This is a genomic window from Priestia sp. YIM B13552, from assembly GCF_042787775.1.
Lineage (GTDB): Bacteria > Bacillota > Bacilli > Bacillales > Bacillaceae_H > Priestia > Priestia megaterium_E.
Window position 1 is genome coordinate 96,870 of the sequence record NZ_JBHZOU010000009.1, and the last position, 24,080, is coordinate 120,949.

Consider the following 24,080-nt stretch of genomic DNA (forward strand, 5'->3'; position numbering starts at 1 on the left):
ATAAAAAAGTTGTAAGCGTTTTCTTATTATGACGATTCGAGGTGCCGCTTAATGATGAATGTACAGTTAACCGTACCATCTATGATGGAAAGAGCTGAAAAGCTGTTTAGTAAAAAAGAAGTGATTTCTAAATCTTCAAAAGGAATTCAGCGTTTAACTTATAATCAGTTAATAAAACGGACTCGGCAGCTCTCTAGTATGCTAGAACAAATTGGAGTGAAGCGAGGAGAAAGAGTCGGGACGTTTGCATGGAATCATCATAGACATCTAGAAGCTTATTTTGCCGTGCCCGGAATAGGCGCTGTTCTTCACACCATCAATATCCGGTTAGATCCTGAGCAAATTGTATACATCATTAACCATGCACGCGATAAAGTCATTTTATTTGATGAATGTTTTTTACCTTTATTTGAAAGCATTCATCAAAAGCTTCCACATGTTGAAGCCTATATCATTATGTCAGATGAAGATGAGCTGCCAGAAACAGACTTGCCAGTTTATCATTACGAAAATTGGATTAAGCAAGGAGATGCATCGCATTCTTTTGTTCAAGATTTAAACGAAGAAGAACCAGCAGGTCTTTGTTATACCTCTGCTACTACAGGAGAGCCAAAGGGCGTTGTATATTCTCATCGCGCTATTTATCTGCACTGTATGGCGCTAGGGCTTGCTGATAGTGCTGGATTATCAGAAGCTGATACCGCTATGCCTATTGTTCCAATGTTTCACGTGAACGCATGGGGAATTCCTTTTGCTGCCGTTTGGTTTGGAACAAAGCTCGTGCTGCCGGGTGCTTTTTGTACTTCAGAGACGATTGCTTCTCTGATTGAACAAGAGAAAGTAACTCTTGCTGCAGCTGTGCCTACCGTTTGGTTAAATTTTTTACAAGAGTTAGAAGAAAAACCTTACGCAGTTGATAGTTTGCGAGCTATTTTATGCGGTGGATCAGCGGCTCCAAAAAGCGTCATTCGAGAATTTCAGGAAAAATATCAAATTGAATTTATGCATGCATACGGAATGACGGAAACAAGCCCTGTGGTGACCGTCTCCCGCTTAAAAAGCTATCAGTACAGTGAAGACTTTGAGTATCAGCTCAACGTAAAAGCAAAGCAAGGTTTCTTAGTTCCTGGGGTTGAAATGAAAGTAATAGGTCAAAATGGAGAAGTTGCTTGGGATGGAGTGGAAATGGGTGAGCTATTACTAAAGGGCCCATGGGTAGCTTCTGAATATTACAAGGATAAAAGAACAGAAGATACGTTTAAAGACGGCTGGCTGTATACCGGAGATATTGTAACGGTTGACGAAGAGGGAACCATCAAAATCGTAGACCGAACAAAAGATTTAATTAAAAGCGGAGGAGAATGGATTTCATCGGTTGATCTAGAAAACGCGCTTATTGCCCATGAAGCTGTTTTTGAAGCCTGTGTCATAGCAGTCCCTCATAAGGTGTGGCAAGAGCGTCCAGTGGCTTGTGTCGTGTTAAAAGATGCATACAAAGGCATCGTTTCATCAGAAGAGCTGCTCGGATTTTTAGCGCCGCAGTTTGCAAAATGGTGGCTTCCAGATGACATTTTATTTATGAATACAATTCCAAAGACAACGGTAGGAAAATTTTTAAAACGTACGCTTCGTGAACAAGTCCTCAATCATTATCAGAAAGGGTGAGTAAGATGACCGTCGAATTAAAAGTAGTAGAACTAGTTTTGCAAGAGCGTATCGCCACAATTTCGTTTAACAGGCCGGATGCGTTAAATGCATTAAACGAAGAAGTGCTAGAGCAGTTTATTCAATGTTTAAAAGTTGTCGAAGAAAGCAAAGCGGACTTTTTAGTAGTAAAAGGAAACGGAAAAGTATTTTCAGCAGGCGGAGATATTAATATGATGATGTCACCTTCACAATCAGAACGTTTTGAGCAGGTGATGGATTTGATTAATGAAGCCGTTCTGACTTTATACAGCCTTCCTCAAATGACGATAAGTGTACTGCACGGTGCGGCAGCAGGGCTAGGGCTCAGCATTGCGCTTGCTTCTGATTATATTATTGCAGAAAGACACACAAAAATTGCGATGAACTTTATCGGTATTGCTCTAATTCCAGACGGAGGCGGTCACTTTTTACTAGAAAAGCGCATCGGTGCTCATCGTGCAAAACAGCTAATTTGGGCAGGAAAGACATTAAAAGCAGAGGAAGCTCATCAATTTGGCATAATTGATGAAATAAAAGAAGGAGATTTGGCGAAGCATGTAGAAGATTATCTCTCATATTGGCTAAAAAAACCTTCACGTGCTTTGAAGGAAACAAAGCGAATTTATGTGGAGACATCTCTTTCACAATTAAAGCAAGTGCTTGCGCTTGAGAAAAGAAGTCAGTTTGCTATGAGCCGAAGTTCGGATCATAAGGAAGGTGTACGTGCGTTTCTGGAAAAGCGAGCGCCTGTTTTTAATCAAAGTGAAAAAGATATTTCCGAAAATTAAGTGAACTAGTTTAAAAGCCAATATTTTTGTCTATCATATTGATAGAGCATGTTTAAAAGTTGCAAAACAGTGGTAACACAAGATAATGTAGAAACTAATGAGGTGATTGGAAATGAACAAAACAGATTTAGTAAACGCAGTGGCAACAAAATCAGAGTTAACAAAAGCAGATGCATCTAAAGCAGTTGATGCATTACTAGAAACAATTTCATCAACGCTAGGTGAAGGTGAAAAAATTCAGTTAATCGGCTTCGGTACATTTGAAGTACGCGAGCGTGCTGCTCGTACAGGCCGTAACCCTCAAACGGGTGAAGAAATGCAAATTCCAGCATCAAAAGTACCGGCATTTAAAGCTGGTAAAGAACTAAAAGAAGCTGTAAAGTAATATAAAACGCCGGAAAGCTAAAACTTTCCGGCGTTTTGTATTAACGATGAAACAATACAAGTTTTCCGCTAGAGCTAACGCATCGATGCGTTTTTTCTAAATAGGAAAGCTCTTCTAACTTCTTGGTGCCGATAGTCTTTGCTTCTGTATCAGAAGCTGCTTCGAAACTTTCATCTATTAATTTTTCTCCAGTCTTTTCAAAAGCGGTTAATGTGTAAGTACTCATAAAATCTACTCTCCTCTTATAGTATAATTGTAAGCGTATTCAACATATTTCTCGTCCTATTCCCTTAAATCCTGCTAAGGTTTACAGATATCATTTTTTTCCATACAATAAACATAGGTTTATTTACAAAGGAGGAATTAAATGTCTCTTTCTATCCGTGAAGTTTCAAAAAGGTACGGTGAATTTACAGCTGTAAACGAGCTATCCCTGCAAATTCCAAAAGGCGAAGTGTTTGGTTTTTTAGGTGCAAACGGTGCTGGCAAAACGACGACGTTTCGAATGATTTTAGGGCTCATTGAACCAACCTCAGGTCACATCCAGTGGAATGATAAATCTTTAACTTACAGTAGAAGTCATCTAGTTGGCTACCTTCCAGAAGAAAGGGGACTGTATCCAAAATTAAAAGTCAAAGATCAGCTTGTGTACCTTGGACGGCTGCGCGGAATGAAAAAAGCGAACGTGCTGCAAGAAATGGAGCACTGGTTATCTCGATTTAATATTCCTCAATATGCTTCCAAAAAAGTAGAAGAGCTATCCAAAGGAAATCAGCAAAAAATTCAATTTATTGCCTCCGTTATTCATCGGCCCGAGCTGCTTATTTTAGACGAACCTTTTAGCGGCTTGGATCCTGTAAACGTAGAGGTATTAAAAGAAGCGGTGCTTGATTTGAAAAAGCGCGGAACGACGATTGTTTTTTCAAGTCATCGAATGGAACATGTGGAAGAACTTTGTGAATATTTATGTATTATGCATCATGGCACGCCTGTAGTGTATGGAAGGCTCCCGGAGATCAAACGTTCATTTGGAAAGAAAAACGTTATTGTACACGGAAAAGGTCCATTTGAGAGAATTACAGAGCTTGAAGGCGTTGTAAAGGTGAAAAAAACGGTTGAAGGCATGATTGTTCAAATTCAACATGAATCCGTATCACAACTCATTTTTCAAGAACTTAAACACTTTTCATTTGTATCTAAATTTGCAGTGGAAGAGCCTTCATTAAATGATATTTTCATTGAAAAGGTAGGTGCTTCCTATGAATAAATTTTGGGTCATTGTCTTTCATACATATCTTAATAAATTAAAAACAAAATCTTTTATTATTACAACGATTATTACTGCTCTTATTCTAGTTGCTCTTACAAATATGGAGAAAATTATCGACGTTTTTAATTCAGACGATAATGGAACAAATGTGGGTGTCATCTATGAAGTGGAAAGCGTATATACATTGTTCAAACAAAATGTAAATGTCATGGATAAAGACATTCATTTAAAAGAATTTACGTCTGAGTCTAAGGCAAAACAAGCGGTAAAAAACGGGGAGCTCGATAGCTATTTACTCTTATCTTTAAACGATAAGCAGCTGCCTCAAGCTGTGTACAAAGCTAATTCTTTGGCCGAATCAAATCTTTCTTCTACCTTAGAACAGGCGGTACAGCAAACAAAAGTGGCTATGGCTACAGTAAAAATCGGTTTAGAAGAAAAGCAAATTGATCAGCTTTACAGCCCTGTTTCATTTAAAAAGAAAGCGTTAGTTGAAAATGCCAAAACAGAACAAGAGCTAAATCAAGCAAGAGGTCTTGTATATGTACTGCTGTTTGTTATTTATTTTGCCGTTATCATGTATGGGAGCATGATTGCGATGGAAGTAGCTACTGAAAAATCATCCCGCGTTATGGAGATCCTTGTATCGAGCGTATCACCTATTACACAAATGTTTGCTAAAATCATTGGAATTGCACTGCTCAGCTTAACACAGCTTGCAGTGATACTGAGCGTGGGCTACACATCGTTAAAAGCCAGTGTGGAAACAAATCATAACGGTATCTTTTCTTATCTCGGATTTAATGATGTTCCGCTGACTACATTCGTGTATGCATTTGTCTTCTTCATATTGGGGTACTTCCTTTTTGCTACGCTCGCGGCTTTTTTAGGTTCTCTTGTGAGCCGTATTGAAGATGTACAGCAAATGATTACGCCTATGACCCTTGTGATTGTGGCTGCTTTTTTAATTGCTATGTTTGGACTTGGTGATCCTGAAACCACAATCATTACGGTCACATCTTTTATCCCATTTTTTGCTCCAATGATTATGTTTTTGCGTGTAGGTATGTTAAATGTTCCTGTGTGGGAAGTGAGTGTATCGATAGGGATTTTAGTTGTGACGATTACGGCTTTAGCTATATTTGGTGCCCGTGTGTATAAAGGAGGAGTCCTTATGTATGGGCAATCTACCTCTTTTAAAGATATTAAAAAGGCGCTGCAGCTAACGAAAAAAGAAACATAAAGAAGTGAGAGGCTGAGATAAAAGTAGTTTAGTTGAAGGAAGATCCGAACGAACAACCTAGATTCTTGAGGGAGAATCCAACTCGTTCGGATTTTTTTGTTGCTATAGTGACCATAGTTTTCATATATGTGGCTGCTTCTAGCTGTGAATTGGAGAGCAAGACGAAGACTCCTGAGGGAAAAGCGGAATAGGTGAGACCCCCGCAGGAACGGAGGAGACGAGGAGGCTCAGCGCCCTCACGCAGAAAACGAAGTCTTGCACGGAAATCAACAGCGGTGTCTCGAGCAGTTCAGCTCCTTTATCCAATTTGTTCGTCTTTAGATTGCATTGATTTTGTTATGTCGCAATCTCATCTTGTATGAAAAAGCGTCTACCCGTGCATTCGGTGCCAAGCGATGGTAAAATGAAATGTAAAGAGCTGTAAATAAGCGGACGAAGCGATAAGAGATTCGTTATCAAATACATAGAATGAAGTGGTAAGGAGGAAAAGATCATGACAAAAGGAATTGCTCAATACGAAGTAGGAGAGCAAGTTGATCTTTATTTTTTAATTAAATCCTCAACGAGAGGAATTGCAAGCAATGGAAAGCCATTTTTAACGGTAATCCTGCAAGATAAAACAGGTGATATTGAAGCCAAGCTGTGGGATGCTTCCCCAGATGACGAGGAAAATTATGCTGCTCAAAAGATTGTGCGAGCTGCTGGAGAAGTAATGAATTACCGCGGACGCAACCAGCTGAAAATACGCAACATTCGGCCTGCACAGCCCCAAGACGGAGTGCGCACATCTGACTTTTTAGAAGTGGCGCCTTTATCTCAAGAAGAAATGGTCGAACACATTACAAAGAGTATATTTGAAATGAAAAATTCGAATGTCCAGCGCATTACTCGCCATTTGTTTAAAAAATATCAAACGGAATTTCTAGAATATCCGGCAGCAACTAAAAATCACCATGAGTTTGTATCGGGACTTGCCTATCATGTGGTGTCTATGCTGAAGCTGGCTGAGTCATTTTCAATCCTTTATCCAAGCTTAAACCGCGACTTGCTGTACGCTGGAGTTATTCTTCATGACCTTGGCAAAGTATTTGAACTTTCAGGTCCTGTTTCGACGATATACACAGTCGAAGGGAACCTGCTTGGCCATATTTCGATTATGGTGAATGAAATTGGAAAAGCTGCAGAAGAATTAGCGATTGAAGGAGAAGAGGTTATGCTTCTTCAGCATCTTGTGTTATCGCATCACGGTAAGGAAGAGTGGGGAAGTCCGAAAAAGCCGTTAATTAAAGAGGCTGAGATGCTTCATTTGATTGACAATGTAGACGCTAAAATGAATATGCTGGACCGAGCATTAACAAAAGTGAAGCCCGGTGAGTTTACAGAGCGTATTTTTGCACTTGATAATCGCTCATTTTATAAACCAACGATTGATTAAAAAGGTATAAGTCTTTCTTCCTTCGCATATAGTGGTTGTAAATAACTGTGATGGGGGATCAATATATGGTGACACTACCAATTTGGATTTATTTAGTTGTAGCAGGCATTTTCTTTAGTGGATTTATGGCGATTCGTGCTGCACAACATGATAAGCAAGTGGATGATTCGTTTATTGAAAAAGAAGGACAAGTCTTCATCGAAAGAATGCAAGTGGAAAAAGAAAGACGCAACAGCGATTCCATCTGATTATATAAAAGAGCCTGTCACATGAGTGACAGGCTCTTAGCATTACTGCTGAGGAGTTTCTACGCCAGATTGACTATCTGTCGCACCTTCTTCGAAAATTGGTTTTACATTTTTATCTTTGACTTCCACTTTGGCTTTATCAAGCTCTTTTTGAATCTTCTTGTTCGCTTCTGCTTGATCTACTTTTGAACGTTTGATTTGCTGCTCAAGTTCAGGTTTCTTTTTCTCAAACGATTCTACTTTCTTTTTATCGACTAGTTTAATGATATGGTAGCCGTACTCTGTTTTGATTGGTTTACTTACTTCACCTTTTTTCAGCTTGTAAGCCGCTTCTTCAAATTCTTTAACCATTTGGCCTTCACCGAAGTAGCCTAAATCGCCGCCGTTAGCTGCAGACTGCTGATCCGTTGAATATTCTTTTGCCAGACTAGCAAAGTCCTCGCCTTTTTTGATTTTCGCTTCTACTTCGTTTGCTGTTTTTTCGTCTTTTACTAAAATATGGCTTGCGCGAATTTGAGGTTTTTGAGCTTTATATTCATCATAAGCTTTTTTCAGCTCTTTGTCCGATACCTTAATGCCTGCCGTAGCAGCTTTTTCACGGAGAATATCCACTTTTAGCATATCTTTGACTTCTTTTTCGCCTTTTTGCTTAATAACTGAATCCACCTGATCACCGTATTGTTCTCTTAGAATGTTCAGCTGCTGATCAAGCTCTTTATCCGTTACTTTATATTTTTTACTCAATACTTTTTCTTCGGTAACGCTTCGTACGAGTGTATTAAATTGGTCTTGTCCGATTGTATCTTTCATTTGCTTATACAAATCACCTTGAGTGATATTGCCTGCTTTTGTTTCTACAATTACTTTTGAAGAATCGTTTGCATTTGAAGCATCATTTCCCCCACTGCATGCTGATAAAGCAACGAGGCTGGCTGCCGTTGTTAGTGCAACTAAGCTTTTTTTCATACGTAAACACTCCTACTCATCATTTTTACTTATGTAGCTTGACTCAAGATTTACTATATCACATTTCCTGATGTTAGCAAATGAAGTTAAAACCACGTAAATTTACATTTATTTTCCACTAAGCATGAAGTGATTATACGCTTATGATGGCTTTTTTATAAAGCGTTTTCAAAACAGCAGACAAACTCACAGAGTAATTTCCAAACGAGAAGCAAGAGAAATAAATTATGGAGTTTGGGCTAAAAGCCTAGACGTTTTTTGAGCTGATGCATAAGATGCAGTATTAGTAAACAAAGGGGGTGCTCAAATGAGCGGAGGCGGATATGGAGGCGGTTTTGCACTATTAGTTGTACTGTTTATCTTATTAGTCATTGTTGGTTGTGCATGTTACCACTAGGAAACAGATGAATATAAAAGGAAAGGGGCGATAGATATGGGTTCTTACGGATGCGGATACGGCAGTGGATTTGCGCTATTAGTCGTATTATTCATCTTATTAGTTATCATCGGAGCTAGCTGTTTTTGCTAAGCCTATAAAAAAGCGGTGAGACATCTCACCGTTTTTTATGTAAATGATACTTCAATATAAGATGAAACTAATAAAATGGTAATTAATACATTAATCGTACGAAAAACTTTAGGCTGTTTTTCAGCTGGAATTTCTTTTTGAATACACAATGTATTTGTTAGTGCATTGATGTAGAATAAAATGAATAGTGCAAATACAATAAAGAATATGTACATAAAAATCCCCCTAACAAAATCAGTGTGACGAAGACAAAAAGTCTTATAGTCATTTATATAGTACAGCTTTGTATGAATTTACAAATATCTATATTAACATTACCAAAAAAGCGGTAAAATAGATAGTTATATATACAGTTGAGCAAAGAATTTCAAAAGGTATTTACACAGAAATGCGGTTTTTATTTTATAAAGGGTAGTTAAGAAGTTGAGAAATAGGTTTTAAACGAAATAGCAAAGTGAATGGATAAGAAATGAGTAACAATTACCCATTGTGCAAAAGGATTGTTAAAAAGGACAGAGGGATTTATATTAATATATGCAGTGAGTACATAATCAGTATATGAAAATCTTTACACGGTGCTACTTAAACAGGAAATGTGAATGACGCAGAAAGAATTATTTGGAAGAACATGAATGAATCATGTACAATATGGAGTAGAGGTATATGAACGTTGAAGGAGTAGGGGAAGCGGATGGAAACTTTAGAATCTCGAGTATCACGTTTAGAATATTACATAAAACTGTTATCTGGGACATCTGAACAAGAAGCTAAACCATTTATTGATTTAGTGGTAAGAAATCAGCTTACAAAGAAGGAAGTAGAGGAAATTTTAATTCTGTGTGAAGATACAAAAAACGAATATATTGAGCAAAAAGCGGAAGGTCTAACAGACTTTGTTCCGCTTCTTACACAATTTGTTGGCATGCTGAATTATAAATTAACTCCCAGAGAGACGGTCGAATCGCTTCGTTATCAACCTTCTTATCAAGATGTGATGAATGAATTTTTTGAAATTATTCAATGGATAAGGGACTAACCATTAAGAGTTTGAAATAGTCTCCTGGTGGTTCTCTTTGTCTTTCTTGACGAGCTTGCCATCTTCTTCAGTGAATTCTTCTTCGATATGATGGAAAGATCGCTCGAAGATATCCATAAAATCTTCACCGTAAATTTTGCGAATGACGGTCATCAGTTCCATAAATTCAGGGAATTTGCCGTACAAGTCGCGCAACGGAAGTGCGCCGCTGAACACTGAATTATTAGAAGGTTCGTAATGTTCCATTAAATCTAATAAAATGGCCTCGCCTTTATCTGTCAGCTGAATGTACGTATTTCGCTTGTCGCTTTCTTTTTTAGAAAACTCAAGTAAACCTCGTTCTTCTAGTTTTTTGGAGAAGTTAAATGCAGTAGAAACGTGCATAACTCCAAACTTGGCAATTTCGGAAATGGAAGCCCCGTTTAAATGATATGAAATCCATAAAATATGATGCTCGTTAATATTAAGGTCATAAGGCTTAATCCATTGCTGCCAATCCTTCTCTACGGTTTTCCAAAGGGCTTTACTTAATTGGGCAATGCGTTGGCTAAATAGAAGTGCTTCTTTCAAACTGTAATCTTGATCACTAGTCTTTTTCATCTTCTCCCACCTACTTAGTCTCTTTTTTTATTTATCTTCTATTATGCCAATAAAATAAAAAATTATAAAGATGTAAATTTACAAAATTTTAAAAAATTAAAAAAGAAGGCGTTTCAACCTTCTTTTTTGTCAATTTTTTCATTGGGATTTTTAGTTGTCTGTACATGTTCCTCAAGGTTTGACAAAGAATTTTGGATTTCTTTCAAATGATGCTGAAGGGATTCCTTATGAGGGACAATTTCTTCTTTAAACTGACCAAGGGTAGTAGAAAGGTCACTTGCGATATTTTTCACTATAGTATTTCCTTCTCTGGCGGTCATTTGTACTTGTTGAGAAACAGCTTTTATTTTTGTTGAGAGCTCTTGTTGTGAAGCGTTAACTCGGTCTTTTCGAGAGCTGACACGCTGTTTAAGTTCTCGTCCTGAATATGGAGTAACAAGAAGCGTTGTAATAGCGGCTACGGTGCTTCCGATTGCTGCTCCAGCTGCTAGTTTTTTCATTCTGCTCATTATTTATTTCCTCCTATGTAGTAAAGTAATTGCTAACACTTCCTTCTGACATAATCATAAAAAAATAGCATAGATTTATACAAAAGAAGGAGGTTATCAACATGGGGTAGCTTTATTCATTCTTTTGATAATTAGCCTGAGTTTTTTTCTGGCTGCCTTTAAATGGTTTAGCCTTACGACTAGAACGGCATCATATCCACCTAAACATGTGCTGAAACAAAAGTCTCTTACATGTGCGACAGTGGCTTTTGCGAGTTTTTTATTGGCGCTTATACTTTATTATGTAACCTAGGATGGAGAACTTAAACCTTTATTACATAGTAAGTCTTCATACCTATTGTATGAGCTGCAAATGAAATTTAAGTGAAAAGCATTCTGTACCATTTCTTTTTAAACAAAAAGTTAAGAGTCGAACTGTAGATTGTTTCTAAAAGATCAGCAACATACTATAAATGAACCGTTTTATCTAAAGGTCCGCCACGCTTTGGTGGGCCTTAGCTTTTGGTGTAAAAAAAGAGCCTGATTCTCAATTAAATCAGGCTCTTGACGTTACGATAATTTTGCTTTGATGCTTGTGCGTTTTAGAACGGATTGAACAATTGGGTAAATAACGACCATAACGATTGTATTCACTACTGTTGCAGGTAATACAACCGCAGCAACAAGCGCCATGACGCTGTTTCCGCCCGGTAAGCCGACGATTAGTGCGGCAGCAGACAAGAATACGGTTCCTGATACGAGCGTGCCAACAGCTGTTAAAGCAGCGGCAACTGGTGTTTTAATGCCTGTTGCTTTTTTCACAAGCATAAATAATGCAAAGAAAACAAATGCTGTAATTGGTTTATCAATCAAGTTTGCAATTTGTCCGCCAGGAAAGCTTGTTGTTAAAGCAGAAATAACCGCTGTGGTTAAGCTAACCAATGCAACATTTTTTATGCTAGGAAACAACAGGATTGCTAAAAACATCATTGTTAACATCATATCTGGCTTCATTCCAAATAAAATAGGAGGTACCACCGTGTGGAGAACCGCTCCAATTCCGACTAATAACGCTAAAGAAACTAAAACCTTTGTATTCATTTCTCATCTCTCCTCTTCTAAGCTAAGCTCGAAATATACCAATAGTGCGTCTATGCCCATTGCATATATTTACATACTGATTGTAACATATTTATGTGAAAAAAGGATCAGTTAATTCTGCCAATTATGCGTTTGCCTGTGCAAATTCATCCATAAAGGCGGCAAGAGCTTCACACGCTTCAAGCGGTACAGCATTGTAAATAGAAGCGCGGCATCCGCCGATTGAACGGTGTCCAGCTAATCCTACGAAGCCTTTTTCTTTTGCTTGCTGTAAAAACGCAGCCGTTAACTCATCGGTTGGTAAAGTAAACGTTACGTTCATAATTGATCGGCTTTCCTCTGTAGCGTGAGGGGTATAGAAACCATTTGAACGTTCCATGCTTGTGTAGAGTAACTTAGCTTTTTTATGATTTTGGGCTTCAATTGCTTTAACGCCACCTTGTTCTTTAATCCAATCTAAAACAAGTGAAAGCATGTAAATGCCGAACGTTGGAGGTGTGTTGTAAAGAGAGTTGCTCTTTACGTGTGTCTCATAATTCAGCATTGTTGGTAAACCTTCAGGAATACGTTTAAGTAATTCTTTCTTCAAAATGACAACCGTGACACCAGATGGTCCGAGGTTTTTCTGAGCACCAGCATAAATGAGTGAGAACTTAGATACATCAATTTGACGGCAAAGAATGTCACTTGACATGTCGGCAATTAAGTCTACTCCTTCGATAGAAGGATAGTCAGCCCATTGTGTACCAAAAATGGTATTGTTGGACGTGATATGCAAGTACCCAATTTCTTCTTTTGGAAGCTTTATATCATCTAAAGCTGGAATAGAGCGGTAGTTCTCTTCTTTAGTAGAAGCAACAACTGCTGTTTTTCCAAGTTTCTTTGCTTCTTTTAATGCTTTTTCCGACCATGATCCGGTTAGTACATATGCACCCACTTGATCCGGAGATAAAAAGTTCATTGGAATCATAGAGAATTGCAGGCTTGCTCCGCCCTGCAAGAATAAAATTTCATGTGTATCTGGAATGTTAAGCAATTCCGTGAGTGTTTCTTTAGCATGTGTTAATACATCTTCAAACTCTTTGCTGCGGTGTGATAATTCCATCACAGACATACCTGTATTTTTAAAATTAACTAACTCCTCTTGAGCAAGTTGTAAGACAGGTAGGGGAAGCGCAGACGGACCTGCATTAAAATTATAAGCTCTGTTTAACGTAATCACATTAATTCCTCCTCAAATTAGTTCGAACACTCATCATACAAAATGGCTAATGACTGATGTCAGAAAGAATATCATTATACTATCATGAAAACCATTGATTGTGGAGGTAACTTTTCAAAAATTTAAATTAATCTGTAAAGAGAAAATAATAGAAAAAAGATAAATAAAAAGTATACGCAAACATGTTTTGGCAAACATGTAAATGAAATGTTTATATGCTATACTGATGGAAGAAATAATGTGGAGGAACAGAATGAGAGTATTAAAATATGCCATATTAGGGCTCTTAGATCAGAAGGAGCTCAGCGGGTATGACATTACCAGACTTTTTAAAGAAGAGGTCGGTAATTTTTGGAGTGCTAAGCACAGCCAGATTTATCCTGAGTTAAAGCGATTAACAGAAGAGGGATTTATTCGCTATGAAACCGTGATTCAAGGCAAGAAATTAGAAAAAAAGATGTATTCGATAACGGAAGAAGGAAGAGCGGAGTTAAGCAAGTGGCTCACTACGATTGATCCTATTCCTGAAACAACTAAAGATGAATTTATGTTAAAAGCTTATTTTGCTTCATCCATGTCAATAGAAGAGTTAAAGCAGCAAATAGATAATCAGCTATCAAGCAGGAAAGTGAAGCTAACTTTTTTAAAGAAACGAATGGATGACCTTTTGGAACAAGTTAATCATCACATTACCGTTTCGTCTCCTCAATTTGGTCATTATTTGGTGCTATCTCGCGCTCAAGACCGGGAGACAAGCTATATCAATTGGCTTGAACGTACGCTGAATTTAATTGAAAAAGAACAATAAGAAAAGGTGAGCGGATCATGACTTGGTGCATAAAATCATTTCAAGAGCTGACAAACGATGAGCTTTATGAAATTCTACAGGTTCGCACCGCTATTTTTGTTGTCGAACAGAAGTGTGCTTACTTAGAAGTAGATGGAAAAGACAAACTTGCTTATCACTTGTTCAAAAAAGAGAATGAGAAAATTATCGCATACCTTAGAGTTTTACCAAAAGGAATTAGCTATCAGGAAGCTTCTCTGGGGCGCATTATTGTAGAACAAGCACAGCGCGGTACAGGTCTTGGAAGAGAACTAGTAGCAAGAGGAATTGATTTTTTAGAGAATGAATTGCACGAGAAGACAATTAAAATTCAAGCTCAAAGCAGACTTCAAACATTTTATGAATCGTTTGGTTTTAGACCTATTTCCGATATTTATTCAGATGAAGGGCTTCCCCACGTAGATATGCTAAAGACACCTTAGAAACTTCACCAATTGTGTGAAGTTTTTCTATTTCTGAAACGGGTAAGGTGAAAGAAAGATGTTAGGCTTTAGTACTGCGCAGATAGAATCGATATGACTACTACTAAATTAGTAATTTATGAATAAGATAGATAATGAATTTGTTTCTTTTTACTTATTCTTTGATTTTAAGTAAGTGATATATTGAAGAAAGTAATAATATTGTATATAATGATTTTTGTAACAAAAATGTAACAATTACGTAATATTCTTAATATTTATTGAGGAAGAAATTTGTTGTACATATTGCTTGGAGGCATTTTTATGAGTGCAAAGGAAAAGAAAAATAGGTATATATATAGTTTGGATGGACTTCGAGCTTTCGCTGTTATGTCTGTCATTGCCTATCACTTAGGATTTGGATGGGCATCTGGAGGATTTCTAGGAGTTGACGTTTTCTTTGTATTATCAGGGTATTTAATTACCTCGATTTTACTCGTGCAATCTTGGGAAAATCCTTTGAAAAATTTGAAGCATTTTTGGATCAGCCGAACGAGAAGACTTCTTCCAGCTGTGTATGTGATGGTAGTATTAACTGCAGCTTGGGTTATTTTATTTAACCGGCCATTGTTAACAACGCTACGAGGCGATGCATTATCGTCTATTTTTTATATGAGTAACTGGTGGTTTATTTTTCATAAAGTTTCATATTTTGATAGTTTTGGCTCACCGTCACCATTAAAGAACTTATGGTCACTGGCTATTGAAGAGCAGTTTTATATTGTGTGGCCACTTGTTTTATTGTTGGGTTTAAAATTTATCAAAAAGAGAGGAATTCTTTCTCTATTCATTTTAGCTGGAGTAATGGCCTCAGCTATTCTAATGTCTTTTTTATATGAGCCAGGAGGAGATCCTAGCCGTATTTATTATGGAACTGACACTCGGCTGTTTGCCCTTTTAATCGGCTGTTTACTTGCATTTGCCTGGCCGATGTATCGTTTATCATCAAAAAATCTTCCAGCCGTAGGCAAGCAAGTATTAAACGCGGTAAGTATGGTGAGTTTCTTTGTATTTATTCTCTGCGTATGGAGCGTTGATGAGTATACTCATGCATCTTTTCTTTATCAAGGTGGAATGCTGCTGATTTGTTTAAACGCTGCTGTACTGGTTGCAACGATTAGTCATCCTAGTAGTTTTTTAGGAAAAGCTCTGTCGTTTAAGCCGCTTCGCTGGCTTGGTACTAGATCATACGGCATCTATTTGTGGCATTATCCGGTTATTGTTCTTACAACACCTGTATCCGAGATTGGCCGCCCGGTCTATTGGCATGCGCTGCTACAAGTAGGCCTTACATTTATCATTGCTGAACTTTCTTACCGTTACATCGAAGTGCCTATCCGCACACGCGGCTTTCGCTATTATTTCCGGCACTACCATCCGAGAGAGCTTTTTAAATGGCGTAATCTCTCTCGTTCGAGACAAGCGGTTTTGGGCAGTCTCATTTTCTTTTTGGCGCTGTTTACAGCGGATATGACAAGCTTTGCTATTAGTACGCAGCAAAAGGATGAAACGACAGCGAAAGAGACAGAGGTTAAAATTCAAACGAATCATAAAGAAAATGCTTCAACTTCTGTCAAAGACAAGAACAAAGCGGATGATAAAAAAGCAGAGAACGCGGAAAAGAGTTCCGGGGAAGAAAAATCTGATGCCAAAGAAAAACAGCAGCCGAATTCTTACAGAGATGTCCTTGCGATTGGAGACTCGGTCATGCTGGATATTGCTCCTAATCTTAAAGAGATGCCGCTTAGTATTACGATTGACGGAAAAGTAGGAAGGCAGCTCAATGAAGCACTGCAGCTAACTCCTAGCTATCAAGCATTTAATAATCCGAACAGCGCAGTGATTATTGAGTTAGGAACAAACGGCTATTTTACAAATGAAGAACTTGAACAACTGTTAAAAGCTTTTTCACACGCGGACGTTTACTTAGTGAATACGCGCGTTCCTCGTTCGTGGGAAAGCACCGTGAACAAGAACTTGAAAGCTGCTTCTGAAAAGTTTGATCACGTCACGCTCGTAGATTGGTACTCAGAGGCTTCTAAGCACCCTGAATACTTTACATCAGATGGTGTCCACTTGGTACCTGAAGGATCAAGAGCATTAACAAAATTGATTGAAGAACGTATGAATTTAGAAGTTAAGGCGGAAAGTCGTTCATAATAAGTGAAAAGCCGTACGATGTTTTATATCACAAACTGATTAAACATGTGTTAAATGAATAGATAAAACAAAAAAAGCTTACATGTGTAAGCTTTTTTTGTTTCAAGAAAGGCGAGAAGAAATATTGCCAGCGATTTCTTGAAGTTTTTCAGGCGTGTATTCGCTTGTATGCTCTTTCCATACAGCACCGAATCCATCGCCTTCCCCATAGCGAGGAATAATGTGCATATGATAATGAAACACGGATTGACCAGCTTTTTCACCATTATTATTTAAGATGTTTAAGCCGATTGGGCTGTATGTTTCTTTAATTGCATTTGCGATTTGAGGAACCACTTCAAACAAATTGCGCGCAATTTCCGGCGTTAGTTCGTGAATGTCTTTTTTATGTACTTTTGGAATCACCAGCGTATGCCCTTTTGTTACTTGACTAATGTCTAAAAAAGCTAATACATGTTCATTTTCAAATACTTTTGCACCTGGGATTTCACCGCGAATAATTTTGCAAAAAATACAGTTTTCATCATGTGTGCTCATTATATTCACCTTCCGTTACCAATATAAATGTATGGGTATACATGTACGTTTATTTTACCACAAAGTAGGAATGCAATCAGCAGACAAGAAATAGCTGCTGGCATTTTATACACAAAAACGGGATGCAAACGATTATGCATCCCGTCATGTGAAGAAGGAAAAAATAGCTTTTAATGCAGCATATGATCTTTAAGGAACACCTCATTTACGTAATTGCATTGCCTAATGAAACAGTAACTTGAAAAAGTATATTCTCTTTAACAAACACCTCATTTAAGCATTGAGCTAAAAAAATATACAATGTGAACGAAATCGTTCTTGGTCTTTGACAAACACCTCATCTACACAGTAATAAATGAACATTATTGTCTACCCATTATATATATTCTTACTACGTTCATGACTACCATCCCCTTATGAATCAAACATACATCGATTTACAATAAGGTTTTCTGAAATATGCCTGCTGTAGACACCTCATCCCAAATGTAAGAAGCTTTGTAATGATTAGTTGTAATCAATAACTTGTTTTCCTTCTTCCCTATATAGAATGTCCCGATATTTTGATTATATTCTGGAAAAATTAACCGAAAAAAATTGAAAACGATGTGAGGAAGAAAAAGATTTGGTACAATAGAGCAAATAGCGCTTGCGCTTGGAGACAAAAAAGAACAAATAAAAGGAGATCGTGATGGGTTCTTTATTGCAAATTAATAATATTACAGGGGGATATACAAAAACTCCCGTCTTAAAAGATGTATCGTTTGATGTAAATGCAGGTGAATTAGTTGGATTAATCGGCTTAAACGGAGCCGGCAAAAGTACAACGATTAAACATATCATTGGATTAATGGAAGCAAAAAAAGGAAGTGTATCCATTAATAATAAAACCTTTCAACAAGACCCAACAGGTTATCGAAGTCAGTTTACATTTATTCCAGAAACTCCTGTGCTATACGATGAACTAACATTAAAAGAACATTTAGATATGACAGCTATGGCTTATGGACTTGAGCCTCAAACATATGAAGCCCGTCTGCAGCCGCTTTTAAAAGAATTTCGTTTAGACCGGAAGTTAAAATGGTTCCCTGCGCATTTTTCAAAAGGAATGAAGCAGAAGGTTATGATTATGTGCGCTTTTTTGGTTCAGCCATCTCTTTATATTATTGATGAACCTTTTTTAGGGTTAGACCCGCTTGGTATTCAATCTTTACTTGATTTGATGACGGATATGAAAAAGCAAGGTGCAGGCATTTTAATGTCCACACACATTTTGGCGACCGCGGAACGCTACTGCGATAAATTTGTTATTTTACATAACGGAGAAGTAAGAGCGCAAGGAACGCTTAAAGACCTTCAAGAAGAATTTCAAATGCGCAATGCTACTCTTGATGAAATTTATATTGAATTAACAAAGGAAGAAGGCTATGAGTAAGATTGATGCATTATGGAAGCAACGATTTCAGCAGTATTTAGTGGATATAAGAAGATATACAAAATATATCTTAAATGACCACATTAAATTAGTGTTAATTTTTGCGATTGGCGGTTTGGCCTACTATTATCAACAGTGGTTGAGTACATTAACACCGGCGTTTCCTTCGGCTGTAGTGATTGCGATACTTATGGGATTGATTTTAACCATGGGTCAAATTCAAACGTTTTTAAAACGACCTGATTTAGTCTTTTTACTTCCTTTGGAGACGAAGCTGCAGCCTTATTTTAAAAAATCTTTTTGGTTTACCTTTACGATTCAGCTTTATATTTTATTATTTGCAACTGGTGCAGCAGCACCTCTTCAGGTAAAGGTAATGCATGATTCTTACTCAAATGTTTTTGTGTTTTTTCTGCTATTACTCATCTTGAAAGTTGTAAACTTAGGCATGTCTTGGTGGGCCGTATGGTTTGAAGAAAAGTGGGCGAAGTGGACGGATTATATCGTCAGGTTTTTCTTGAATGCAGTTTTTACGTATTTCTTATTTTCGCATGCATACGCATTCTTTACAGGAATCGTAGCGGTAATTATGATTGCGCTAGCCATTTATTATCGGTCGCTTACAAAAAGAAAGCCGATTAAATGGGAAAAGCTAATTGACTTAGAAGAAAAGCGCATGGGCTATTTTTATCGATTAGCTAATTTATTTACGGATGTTCCTCAGGTAAAAGAGCGAATTAAACGCCGTAGATATTTAGATTGGCTAGTAGCACGTATTCCATTTCGTCAAAGTGCCACTTACCATTACTTGTACACCAGAACATTTTTGCGATCAGGAGATTATTTAAGCTTGCTCGTTCGCTTAACTGTCATTGGCGGATTTTTAATTGTAGCTGCGCCGTTTCAATACGGCAATATAGTGGTTGTTTTATTTGTTGTGTACATGACGGGTTTTCAATTGCTCCCGCTTTGGAAGCAGCACAAACAGATTTTATGGCTTTCTCTTTATCCAGTTGAAGCTAAAGAACGGAAAAAGGCATTTCTGGACGTATGGAAAAAAGCGCTGTATGTACAAATTCTTGTGCTCGCCATAGCGGTGGCTTTTTCTAATCTAGTTGCTGCACTGCTTTCCGTGGCAGCAGGTGCTATATTTATTCACTTATTTATAAATGCATATGTAAATAAAAAATTAACGTAAAAAAAGCTCCGAATGGAGCTTTTTTACGTTTTTAGACTATTTTTGTGACGAAGATAATATCCGAAAGCGATAGACGTTCATCGCTACTTTTGTAAGATGATCAAGAAGCTGATAATTAGCATACGCACCTACAACAGCTCCAATTCCCGGCATCAGCTGAAACATTTTCACAACATCAATGTAGTCGCGGTATTCTTGTTGAAAAGCTTTCCAATCAAGCTCAAGAAGTTCCTCTTTCTTTTCCTCCCAGTTTTCTACTACTTCGAGCAGCTTCGTTCTATGGTCATCGCTGCAAAAAGCAAGATGAAAAATATACAGCATATAAATGCGCTCTTCTTTTTCTTTTACATCAAAACCATACGTAGCGGCAATGTCAAATAAGCACTTCATTTTTATGGAAAGAAGAAGCGGGAAATCTGCTGCACCTAAAAGGAGACCGCCTGCACCAGTACCAGCTCCTTCTACAGCAGCAGTTTTTTTGTACTTAGGTATGAGCTCCAAAATTTTTTTCTCTTTTTCTTCAAACGAAAGACCGCTGACATCTCTTTTTTTAGTAGTGAAATCGGATCCAACTAGCGTGGTTTCAACCATTTTTTTTATGCTTTCAGTCATAATCTTATGGACTTTAGCAGGGATTTTTCCATTTATTTTAAGCTGTAAAGATTTTGCGGTCCGTTGAAATTTAGAAGGTCGTTTCAACATGCTGAATTTCCAATGTTCAGCTTCTTGTAACACTTTTTCTTCATACGTATTCAACAAAATCACCTCATTTCAGTCGATATAAATACTACGTTTTAAGTGAGGAAAAGGTTCCTGAAATAAAACAACAAGCACTCGTCTGCTTATCCGTACGAATGCTTGCTGAATGATTAATTCGCTTTTATTACGTTTTTAGAAGGAGCTTGTTCTCTTAAATACTCAACAGCAGCCGTACCAAGCGTTTTAGCTGCGATAAGCATTGCTTTTTCGTTAAAATCAAATTTAGGATGATGATGAGGATACGGAGCATCTACACCTTCTGGCTGAGCTCCTGTAAAAAAGAACGTTCCTTTAATATGCTGCAAATAATAAGAGAAATCTTCCCCAGTCATGTGAGGCTCCGTTTCTTCGACTGTATGAACTTCATCGATTTGAGAAGCAGCAGAAGCAAGAAAGGCCGTTTCTTCCGGGTGGTTGACGACGGAAGGATAGCCGCGCGTATAACTCAGTTCATAAGAAGCGTCAGCTGTTAAGCATGTACCTTGGACAATTCGTTCGATTTCTTTTTCTACGTCATTTCGTACATCTTCATTAAATGTTCTTACCGTTCCAATTAGTCGAGCAGAATCAGCAATAATATTAAATGCATTTTCTGCTACAAAAGAACCTATGCTCACAACCGCTGAATCAATTGGGTTTACACGTCTGCTTACAATTTGCTGTAAATTAACAACAAGCTGAGAGGCGATGACGATTGAATCTTTTGTTTTGTGAGGCTGTGCACCGTGGCCGCCTGCTCCTTTGATCGTAATTTCAAAGCGATCAGCAGCAGCCATAATAGGGCCCGTTCGATATTGAACCACACCAGTCGGAGTTAATGACCACAAATGCGTTCCGAATATCGCGTCTACACCGTCTAAGCATCCGTCTTCAATCATGGACTTAGCGCCTCCGGGAGCGTACTCTTCAGCGTGCTGATGAATGAAGACGATTTTACCGGGGAGAGAATCTTTTATTTCAAAAAGCGCTTTAGCAAGGACTAAAAGAGTAGCCGTATGACCATCGTGACCACACGCATGCATCACACCCGGAACAGTTGATTGATATGGTACATCTTTTTCATCTTGAATAGGAAGGGCATCAAAGTCGGCTCTCAAAGCTACAGTAGGACCAGGTTTTCCTCCTTGAATGCTTGCTACAATGCCGTTTCCTCCTACATTTGCTCGGTAAGAAATACCGATTTTATCATAAAAAGATCGAATGTAGGCAGCGGTTTGAAATTCTTTAAAAGACGGTTCTGGATACTGATGCAGATATCGGCGGACTTGAACCATTTCATCAAATTTTTCTTCAAGTAAAGTATGTAGCTTGGAATTCACGTGACCATATCCTTTCTGTATAGGTTGAATAAAGTTTTGAATTTTTTGACATTTTAATCATTATATCATTATCCATAAAAAAGAAAAGAATGTAAGCGTTGTTATTGAAAAAAGTAATTGAATCATGAAATATTTTATATACATAATAGATACATAAGATGAGGAATAGGGATAAAGAATGAGTTTTTTACCAATTTTCTCATGAGATAATAGGAGGTAACGATATGGTAGATTCACAAACTGTATCTCTGTACAAAAAATTGATGTGGGTGTTTGGGGGGGCAGGTCTCGTTTTTTTAGGAGTGTTGTTTGTTGTGTCGACAGATTCTTTTCAAGGAGACCACTGGCTTGTTTCAGCTATAGATGACAGCACTGTTCTTCAGTCAGCGTCATCTGTTTTTCATGGCTTGTCTTTTTTAGCTTCAAAAGTGATGATTATGGTTCTTTTAGCTGTACTTCTCGTTTTTTTATTTTTTAAAAAGGACTATATCGGTATGATATCGGCATTTTTATTTATTTTAAGCGGTGATATTATTAATAAAGCAGTTAAAGATGCGGTAGAACGAGGGCGTCCTCTTGAAGGCATCGAAGGCTACAGTTTTCCAAGCGGCCATGCGATGATGGGAATTCTTATTTATGGTCTGATTATCTTTTTTCTCACAAAGCATATGAACAGTCAAAAGGTAGCCAAGCGGTATCAGCTTGCAATTACTTTAATTGTTTTATTAATAGGTGTGAGCCGTATTCTATTAAGAGAACATTTTTTAACAGATGTCTTAGCTGGCTACAGCTTAGGGCTTATGTGGCTTATTGTAGGCATTTTCTTCTATACGCTTGTTTATGCGTATGTAAAGCCTTCAGCGGAAAAAGAGTTTCCAAAAGGCATGTAAAAAATATATACATATGGCCCCCTTCATAAAAAGAAGGGGGCTTTTGTTTAAACTAAGAACATTGCGACAATTGTTGTAACGACTAATCCAATCGCTACAGGTTTTAAATTACGTCTGGCGAGTTCAAACGGACTGACTCCGCAAATCGCCGCAGCTGGAATCAATGCCCATGGAATCAATGTGCCTCCCCCAACCCAAATCGCAGCAATTTGCCCTAAAGCAGTTAGGGTGGCAGCGCCCGATCCTAAAGCAGATGCAAATAAATGAGAGACAGAGCCTACAAGTGAAATGCCTGAAAAGCCTGAACCGTCTAATCCGGTAATAGCTCCTAGAGCAGTTATCGTTACAGTGGCGACCTGTGCGGTTAACGGCACAGTGGAAGCAAGCGCAACGCCTAGGTCATTTACAAGTCCATGTGATCCTTTCGGAAGAAAGTCACCGATGATTGTTGTGAATCCAGCATCTCCTAAATAGAAAAAAGCTGCAATGGGAATAACGGGACCGAATACTTTAAAACCAAACTGCAAGCCTTCAATCAAGTAGGAAGTTGTTTGTTCGAGACCTTTTCCTTTGTGAGCAATAAGTGAAACCACCACTAAAATAAATAGAGCTGTGCCACCAACGAGAGCAGTTGCATCTCCTCCCTGTAAATGAAGGGCGAACATTGCCCATACGTCTATAGCAAAGAAAAGGGGAACTATAATGGCTAAAGCCCGGCGTACTGAAGAAGAAAGAGGTGTGGATTGGACAGAAGAACTGCTTGTTAACATTGTCGGTTGAGCGTGAATTCTATTGTGCTTCATATCTTGTTTTAAAAAGTAAAAAGCAGAGAGTGTCGTAACAACTCCCATCACAATGACCAGAGGGACACTTGCTTGAACCACCTCGTGAACTGGAAGACCTGCTGCGTCAGCAGTTATCTTAGGAGCAGCTTGAATAACAAAGTCTCCTGAAAGCGCAACGCCGTGGCCGAACAAATTCATCGCTACGGCTACGCCTATAGCTGGAAGCCCTACGCGGATGGCCACTGGTAAAAGCACGGCTCCAAGTAAAGCAACGGCTGGAGAAGGCCAGAAAAAATAGGAGATGGTCATCATAACTAATCCAATAACCCAATAGGCAAGAGCAGGCGTTTTAATGAGGCGAGCAAAAGGTGAAATCATCGATTCATTTATTCCTGTAGCCATTAAGACTTTACTCATGGATACAATAATTGAAATAATTAAAATGGTAGGAAGCAGTTCTGTAATGGCATAAATGAAGCTGGAAAAAACAGCGCTGACGGAGTGGCTTAACGAAGAGGTAGCCGTTAAGGAAAGTAAAAAAATCCCGAGTATACAAAGGATACTCGTATCTCGCCGCATAATCATAAAGCCGATAATGAAGGCGATAAAAAGGACATACATCCAATGAAGAGCTCCAAGCTCTATGCCCATAAAAATTCCTCCCAATAGGTGATATAGTATACAATATGACG

At 38.1% G+C, this 24,080-nt stretch carries 28 protein-coding genes; 17 read left to right on the forward strand and 11 right to left on the reverse strand.

Annotation, left to right across the window (positions count from 1 at the left end; translation table 11 throughout):
* The first annotated feature begins 51 nt into the window (after positions 1–51).
* The 3 genes from ACFX40_RS24745 to ACFX40_RS24755 all read left to right on the forward strand — a co-directional run bounded on the left by ACFX40_RS24745 (position 52) and on the right by ACFX40_RS24755 (position 2,859).
* Complete coding sequence (locus tag ACFX40_RS24745) at positions 52–1,665, forward strand: long-chain fatty acid--CoA ligase (protein ID WP_098334693.1); 1,614 nt, start codon at positions 52–54, stop codon at positions 1,663–1,665.
* A gap of 5 nt (positions 1,666–1,670) precedes the next feature.
* Positions 1,671–2,474 (forward strand): enoyl-CoA hydratase, encoded by an 804-nt coding sequence (locus tag ACFX40_RS24750; RefSeq protein WP_098433067.1) that lies wholly within the window; start codon positions 1,671–1,673, stop codon positions 2,472–2,474.
* A 112-nt stretch (positions 2,475–2,586) separates the two neighbouring features.
* Positions 2,587–2,859, forward strand: coding sequence for an HU family DNA-binding protein (locus tag ACFX40_RS24755; protein WP_013055305.1), 273 nt, complete (start codon positions 2,587–2,589; stop codon positions 2,857–2,859).
* 40 nt (positions 2,860–2,899) lie between these two features.
* On the opposite strand, the gene ACFX40_RS24760 is transcribed toward ACFX40_RS24755, so the two are convergent.
* Positions 2,900–3,085, reverse strand: coding sequence for a YhzD family protein (locus ACFX40_RS24760; RefSeq protein WP_377256820.1), 186 nt, complete (start codon positions 3,083–3,085; stop codon positions 2,900–2,902).
* A 141-nt stretch (positions 3,086–3,226) separates the two neighbouring features.
* Between ACFX40_RS24760 and ACFX40_RS24765 the strand changes: the two genes are divergently transcribed.
* The 4 genes from ACFX40_RS24765 to ACFX40_RS24780 all read left to right on the forward strand — a co-directional run bounded on the left by ACFX40_RS24765 (position 3,227) and on the right by ACFX40_RS24780 (position 7,055).
* The gene (locus ACFX40_RS24765) at positions 3,227–4,126 is read left to right on the forward strand and encodes an ABC transporter ATP-binding protein (protein WP_029320779.1); all 900 of its coding nucleotides are present in this window, start codon (positions 3,227–3,229) and stop codon (positions 4,124–4,126) included.
* Positions 4,119–5,372 (forward strand): ABC transporter permease, encoded by a 1,254-nt coding sequence (locus ACFX40_RS24770; protein ID WP_060745402.1) that lies wholly within the window; start codon positions 4,119–4,121, stop codon positions 5,370–5,372. The genes ACFX40_RS24765 and ACFX40_RS24770 overlap by 8 nt, the downstream gene beginning before the upstream one ends.
* Before the next feature lie 493 nt (positions 5,373–5,865).
* On the forward strand, positions 5,866–6,807 hold the full coding sequence (gene yhaM / locus ACFX40_RS24775; RefSeq protein WP_377256823.1) for a 3'-5' exoribonuclease YhaM: 942 nt from the start codon (positions 5,866–5,868) through the stop codon (positions 6,805–6,807).
* A 65-nt stretch (positions 6,808–6,872) separates the two neighbouring features.
* Entirely contained in the window at positions 6,873–7,055 is a 183-nt protein-coding gene (locus tag ACFX40_RS24780; protein WP_013055310.1) for a sporulation YhaL family protein, read from the forward strand.
* 42 nt (positions 7,056–7,097) lie between these two features.
* Here the strand turns inward: ACFX40_RS24780 and ACFX40_RS24785 are convergent, their stop codons facing one another.
* Complete coding sequence (locus ACFX40_RS24785; RefSeq protein ID WP_013055311.1) at positions 7,098–8,021, reverse strand: peptidylprolyl isomerase; 924 nt, start codon at positions 8,019–8,021, stop codon at positions 7,098–7,100.
* Between the two features lie 307 nt (positions 8,022–8,328).
* Between ACFX40_RS24785 and ACFX40_RS24790 the strand changes: the two genes are divergently transcribed.
* A complete protein-coding gene (locus tag ACFX40_RS24790; protein WP_016762973.1) occupies positions 8,329–8,418 on the forward strand; it encodes a YjcZ family sporulation protein in 90 nt (29 codons plus the stop codon).
* Positions 8,419–8,454: 36 nt separating this feature from the next.
* Positions 8,455–8,550 (forward strand): YjcZ family sporulation protein, encoded by a 96-nt coding sequence (locus ACFX40_RS24795; RefSeq protein ID WP_016762974.1) that lies wholly within the window; start codon positions 8,455–8,457, stop codon positions 8,548–8,550.
* Between the two features lie 35 nt (positions 8,551–8,585).
* Here ACFX40_RS24795 and ACFX40_RS24800 read toward each other — a convergent pair whose 3' ends face one another.
* Positions 8,586–8,765: a hypothetical protein gene (locus tag ACFX40_RS24800; protein ID WP_013055312.1), complete on the reverse strand. Its 180-nt coding sequence runs from the start codon at positions 8,763–8,765 to the stop codon at positions 8,586–8,588.
* Positions 8,766–9,241: 476 nt separating this feature from the next.
* Here ACFX40_RS24800 and ACFX40_RS24805 point away from each other — a divergent pair, with 476 nt between their 5' ends.
* Complete coding sequence (locus tag ACFX40_RS24805) at positions 9,242–9,586, forward strand: DUF1878 family protein (protein WP_013081673.1); 345 nt, start codon at positions 9,242–9,244, stop codon at positions 9,584–9,586.
* A gap of 3 nt (positions 9,587–9,589) precedes the next feature.
* Here the strand turns inward: ACFX40_RS24805 and ACFX40_RS24810 are convergent, their stop codons facing one another.
* Together ACFX40_RS24810 and ACFX40_RS24815 are read right to left on the reverse strand one after the other, a co-directional pair.
* Positions 9,590–10,186, reverse strand: coding sequence for an HTH-type transcriptional regulator Hpr (locus tag ACFX40_RS24810; RefSeq protein ID WP_014461677.1), 597 nt, complete (start codon positions 10,184–10,186; stop codon positions 9,590–9,592).
* Positions 10,187–10,299: 113 nt separating this feature from the next.
* The gene (locus ACFX40_RS24815) at positions 10,300–10,695 is read right to left on the reverse strand and encodes a YtxH domain-containing protein (RefSeq protein ID WP_013055314.1); all 396 of its coding nucleotides are present in this window, start codon (positions 10,693–10,695) and stop codon (positions 10,300–10,302) included.
* Positions 10,696–10,813: 118 nt separating this feature from the next.
* Here ACFX40_RS24815 and yhzF point away from each other — a divergent pair, with 118 nt between their 5' ends.
* Positions 10,814–10,987 (forward strand): membrane protein YhzF, encoded by a 174-nt coding sequence (gene yhzF / locus ACFX40_RS27605; protein ID WP_472797451.1) that lies wholly within the window; start codon positions 10,814–10,816, stop codon positions 10,985–10,987.
* 257 nt (positions 10,988–11,244) lie between these two features.
* Here the strand turns inward: yhzF and ACFX40_RS24820 are convergent, their stop codons facing one another.
* Both ACFX40_RS24820 and serC read right to left on the reverse strand, forming a co-directional pair.
* Complete coding sequence (locus ACFX40_RS24820) at positions 11,245–11,775, reverse strand: tryptophan transporter (RefSeq protein WP_025752938.1); 531 nt, start codon at positions 11,773–11,775, stop codon at positions 11,245–11,247.
* Positions 11,776–11,899: 124 nt separating this feature from the next.
* Positions 11,900–12,997 (reverse strand): 3-phosphoserine/phosphohydroxythreonine transaminase, encoded by a 1,098-nt coding sequence (gene serC, locus ACFX40_RS24825; RefSeq protein WP_034276682.1) that lies wholly within the window; start codon positions 12,995–12,997, stop codon positions 11,900–11,902.
* 253 nt (positions 12,998–13,250) lie between these two features.
* On the opposite strand from serC, the gene ACFX40_RS24830 reads away from it, so the two are divergent.
* From ACFX40_RS24830 to ACFX40_RS24840, 3 genes are all read left to right on the forward strand, one after another.
* Complete coding sequence (locus ACFX40_RS24830; RefSeq protein ID WP_025752934.1) at positions 13,251–13,805, forward strand: PadR family transcriptional regulator; 555 nt, start codon at positions 13,251–13,253, stop codon at positions 13,803–13,805.
* Positions 13,806–13,822: 17 nt separating this feature from the next.
* A complete protein-coding gene (locus ACFX40_RS24835) occupies positions 13,823–14,266 on the forward strand; it encodes a GNAT family N-acetyltransferase (protein WP_377256826.1) in 444 nt (147 codons plus the stop codon).
* A 303-nt stretch (positions 14,267–14,569) separates the two neighbouring features.
* On the forward strand, positions 14,570–16,465 hold the full coding sequence (locus ACFX40_RS24840; protein WP_043981713.1) for an acyltransferase family protein: 1,896 nt from the start codon (positions 14,570–14,572) through the stop codon (positions 16,463–16,465).
* A gap of 102 nt (positions 16,466–16,567) precedes the next feature.
* Here ACFX40_RS24840 and ACFX40_RS24845 read toward each other — a convergent pair whose 3' ends face one another.
* Positions 16,568–17,002: an HIT family protein gene (locus tag ACFX40_RS24845; RefSeq protein WP_014461670.1), complete on the reverse strand. Its 435-nt coding sequence runs from the start codon at positions 17,000–17,002 to the stop codon at positions 16,568–16,570.
* A gap of 691 nt (positions 17,003–17,693) precedes the next feature.
* On the opposite strand from ACFX40_RS24845, the gene ACFX40_RS24850 reads away from it, so the two are divergent.
* Both ACFX40_RS24850 and ACFX40_RS24855 read left to right on the forward strand, forming a co-directional pair.
* On the forward strand, positions 17,694–18,437 hold the full coding sequence (locus ACFX40_RS24850; RefSeq protein WP_013055321.1) for an ABC transporter ATP-binding protein: 744 nt from the start codon (positions 17,694–17,696) through the stop codon (positions 18,435–18,437).
* On the forward strand, positions 18,430–19,635 hold the full coding sequence (locus ACFX40_RS24855) for an ABC transporter permease (RefSeq protein ID WP_028410279.1): 1,206 nt from the start codon (positions 18,430–18,432) through the stop codon (positions 19,633–19,635). Before ACFX40_RS24850 ends, ACFX40_RS24855 begins: the two co-directional genes overlap by 8 nt.
* Positions 19,636–19,671: 36 nt before the next feature.
* Here the strand turns inward: ACFX40_RS24855 and ACFX40_RS24860 are convergent, their stop codons facing one another.
* A complete protein-coding gene (locus tag ACFX40_RS24860; RefSeq protein WP_377256829.1) occupies positions 19,672–20,391 on the reverse strand; it encodes an EcsC family protein in 720 nt (239 codons plus the stop codon).
* Positions 20,392–20,504: 113 nt separating this feature from the next.
* Positions 20,505–21,713, reverse strand: coding sequence for a M20 family metallopeptidase (locus tag ACFX40_RS24865; RefSeq protein ID WP_098334697.1), 1,209 nt, complete (start codon positions 21,711–21,713; stop codon positions 20,505–20,507).
* A 224-nt stretch (positions 21,714–21,937) separates the two neighbouring features.
* Between ACFX40_RS24865 and ACFX40_RS24870 the strand changes: the two genes are divergently transcribed.
* The gene (locus tag ACFX40_RS24870) at positions 21,938–22,603 is read left to right on the forward strand and encodes a phosphatase PAP2 family protein (protein WP_097825009.1); all 666 of its coding nucleotides are present in this window, start codon (positions 21,938–21,940) and stop codon (positions 22,601–22,603) included.
* A gap of 47 nt (positions 22,604–22,650) precedes the next feature.
* Here ACFX40_RS24870 and ACFX40_RS24875 read toward each other — a convergent pair whose 3' ends face one another.
* Positions 22,651–24,039 (reverse strand): hypothetical protein, encoded by a 1,389-nt coding sequence (locus ACFX40_RS24875; protein WP_043981719.1) that lies wholly within the window; start codon positions 24,037–24,039, stop codon positions 22,651–22,653.
* Between the last annotated feature and the right edge of the window lie 41 nt (positions 24,040–24,080).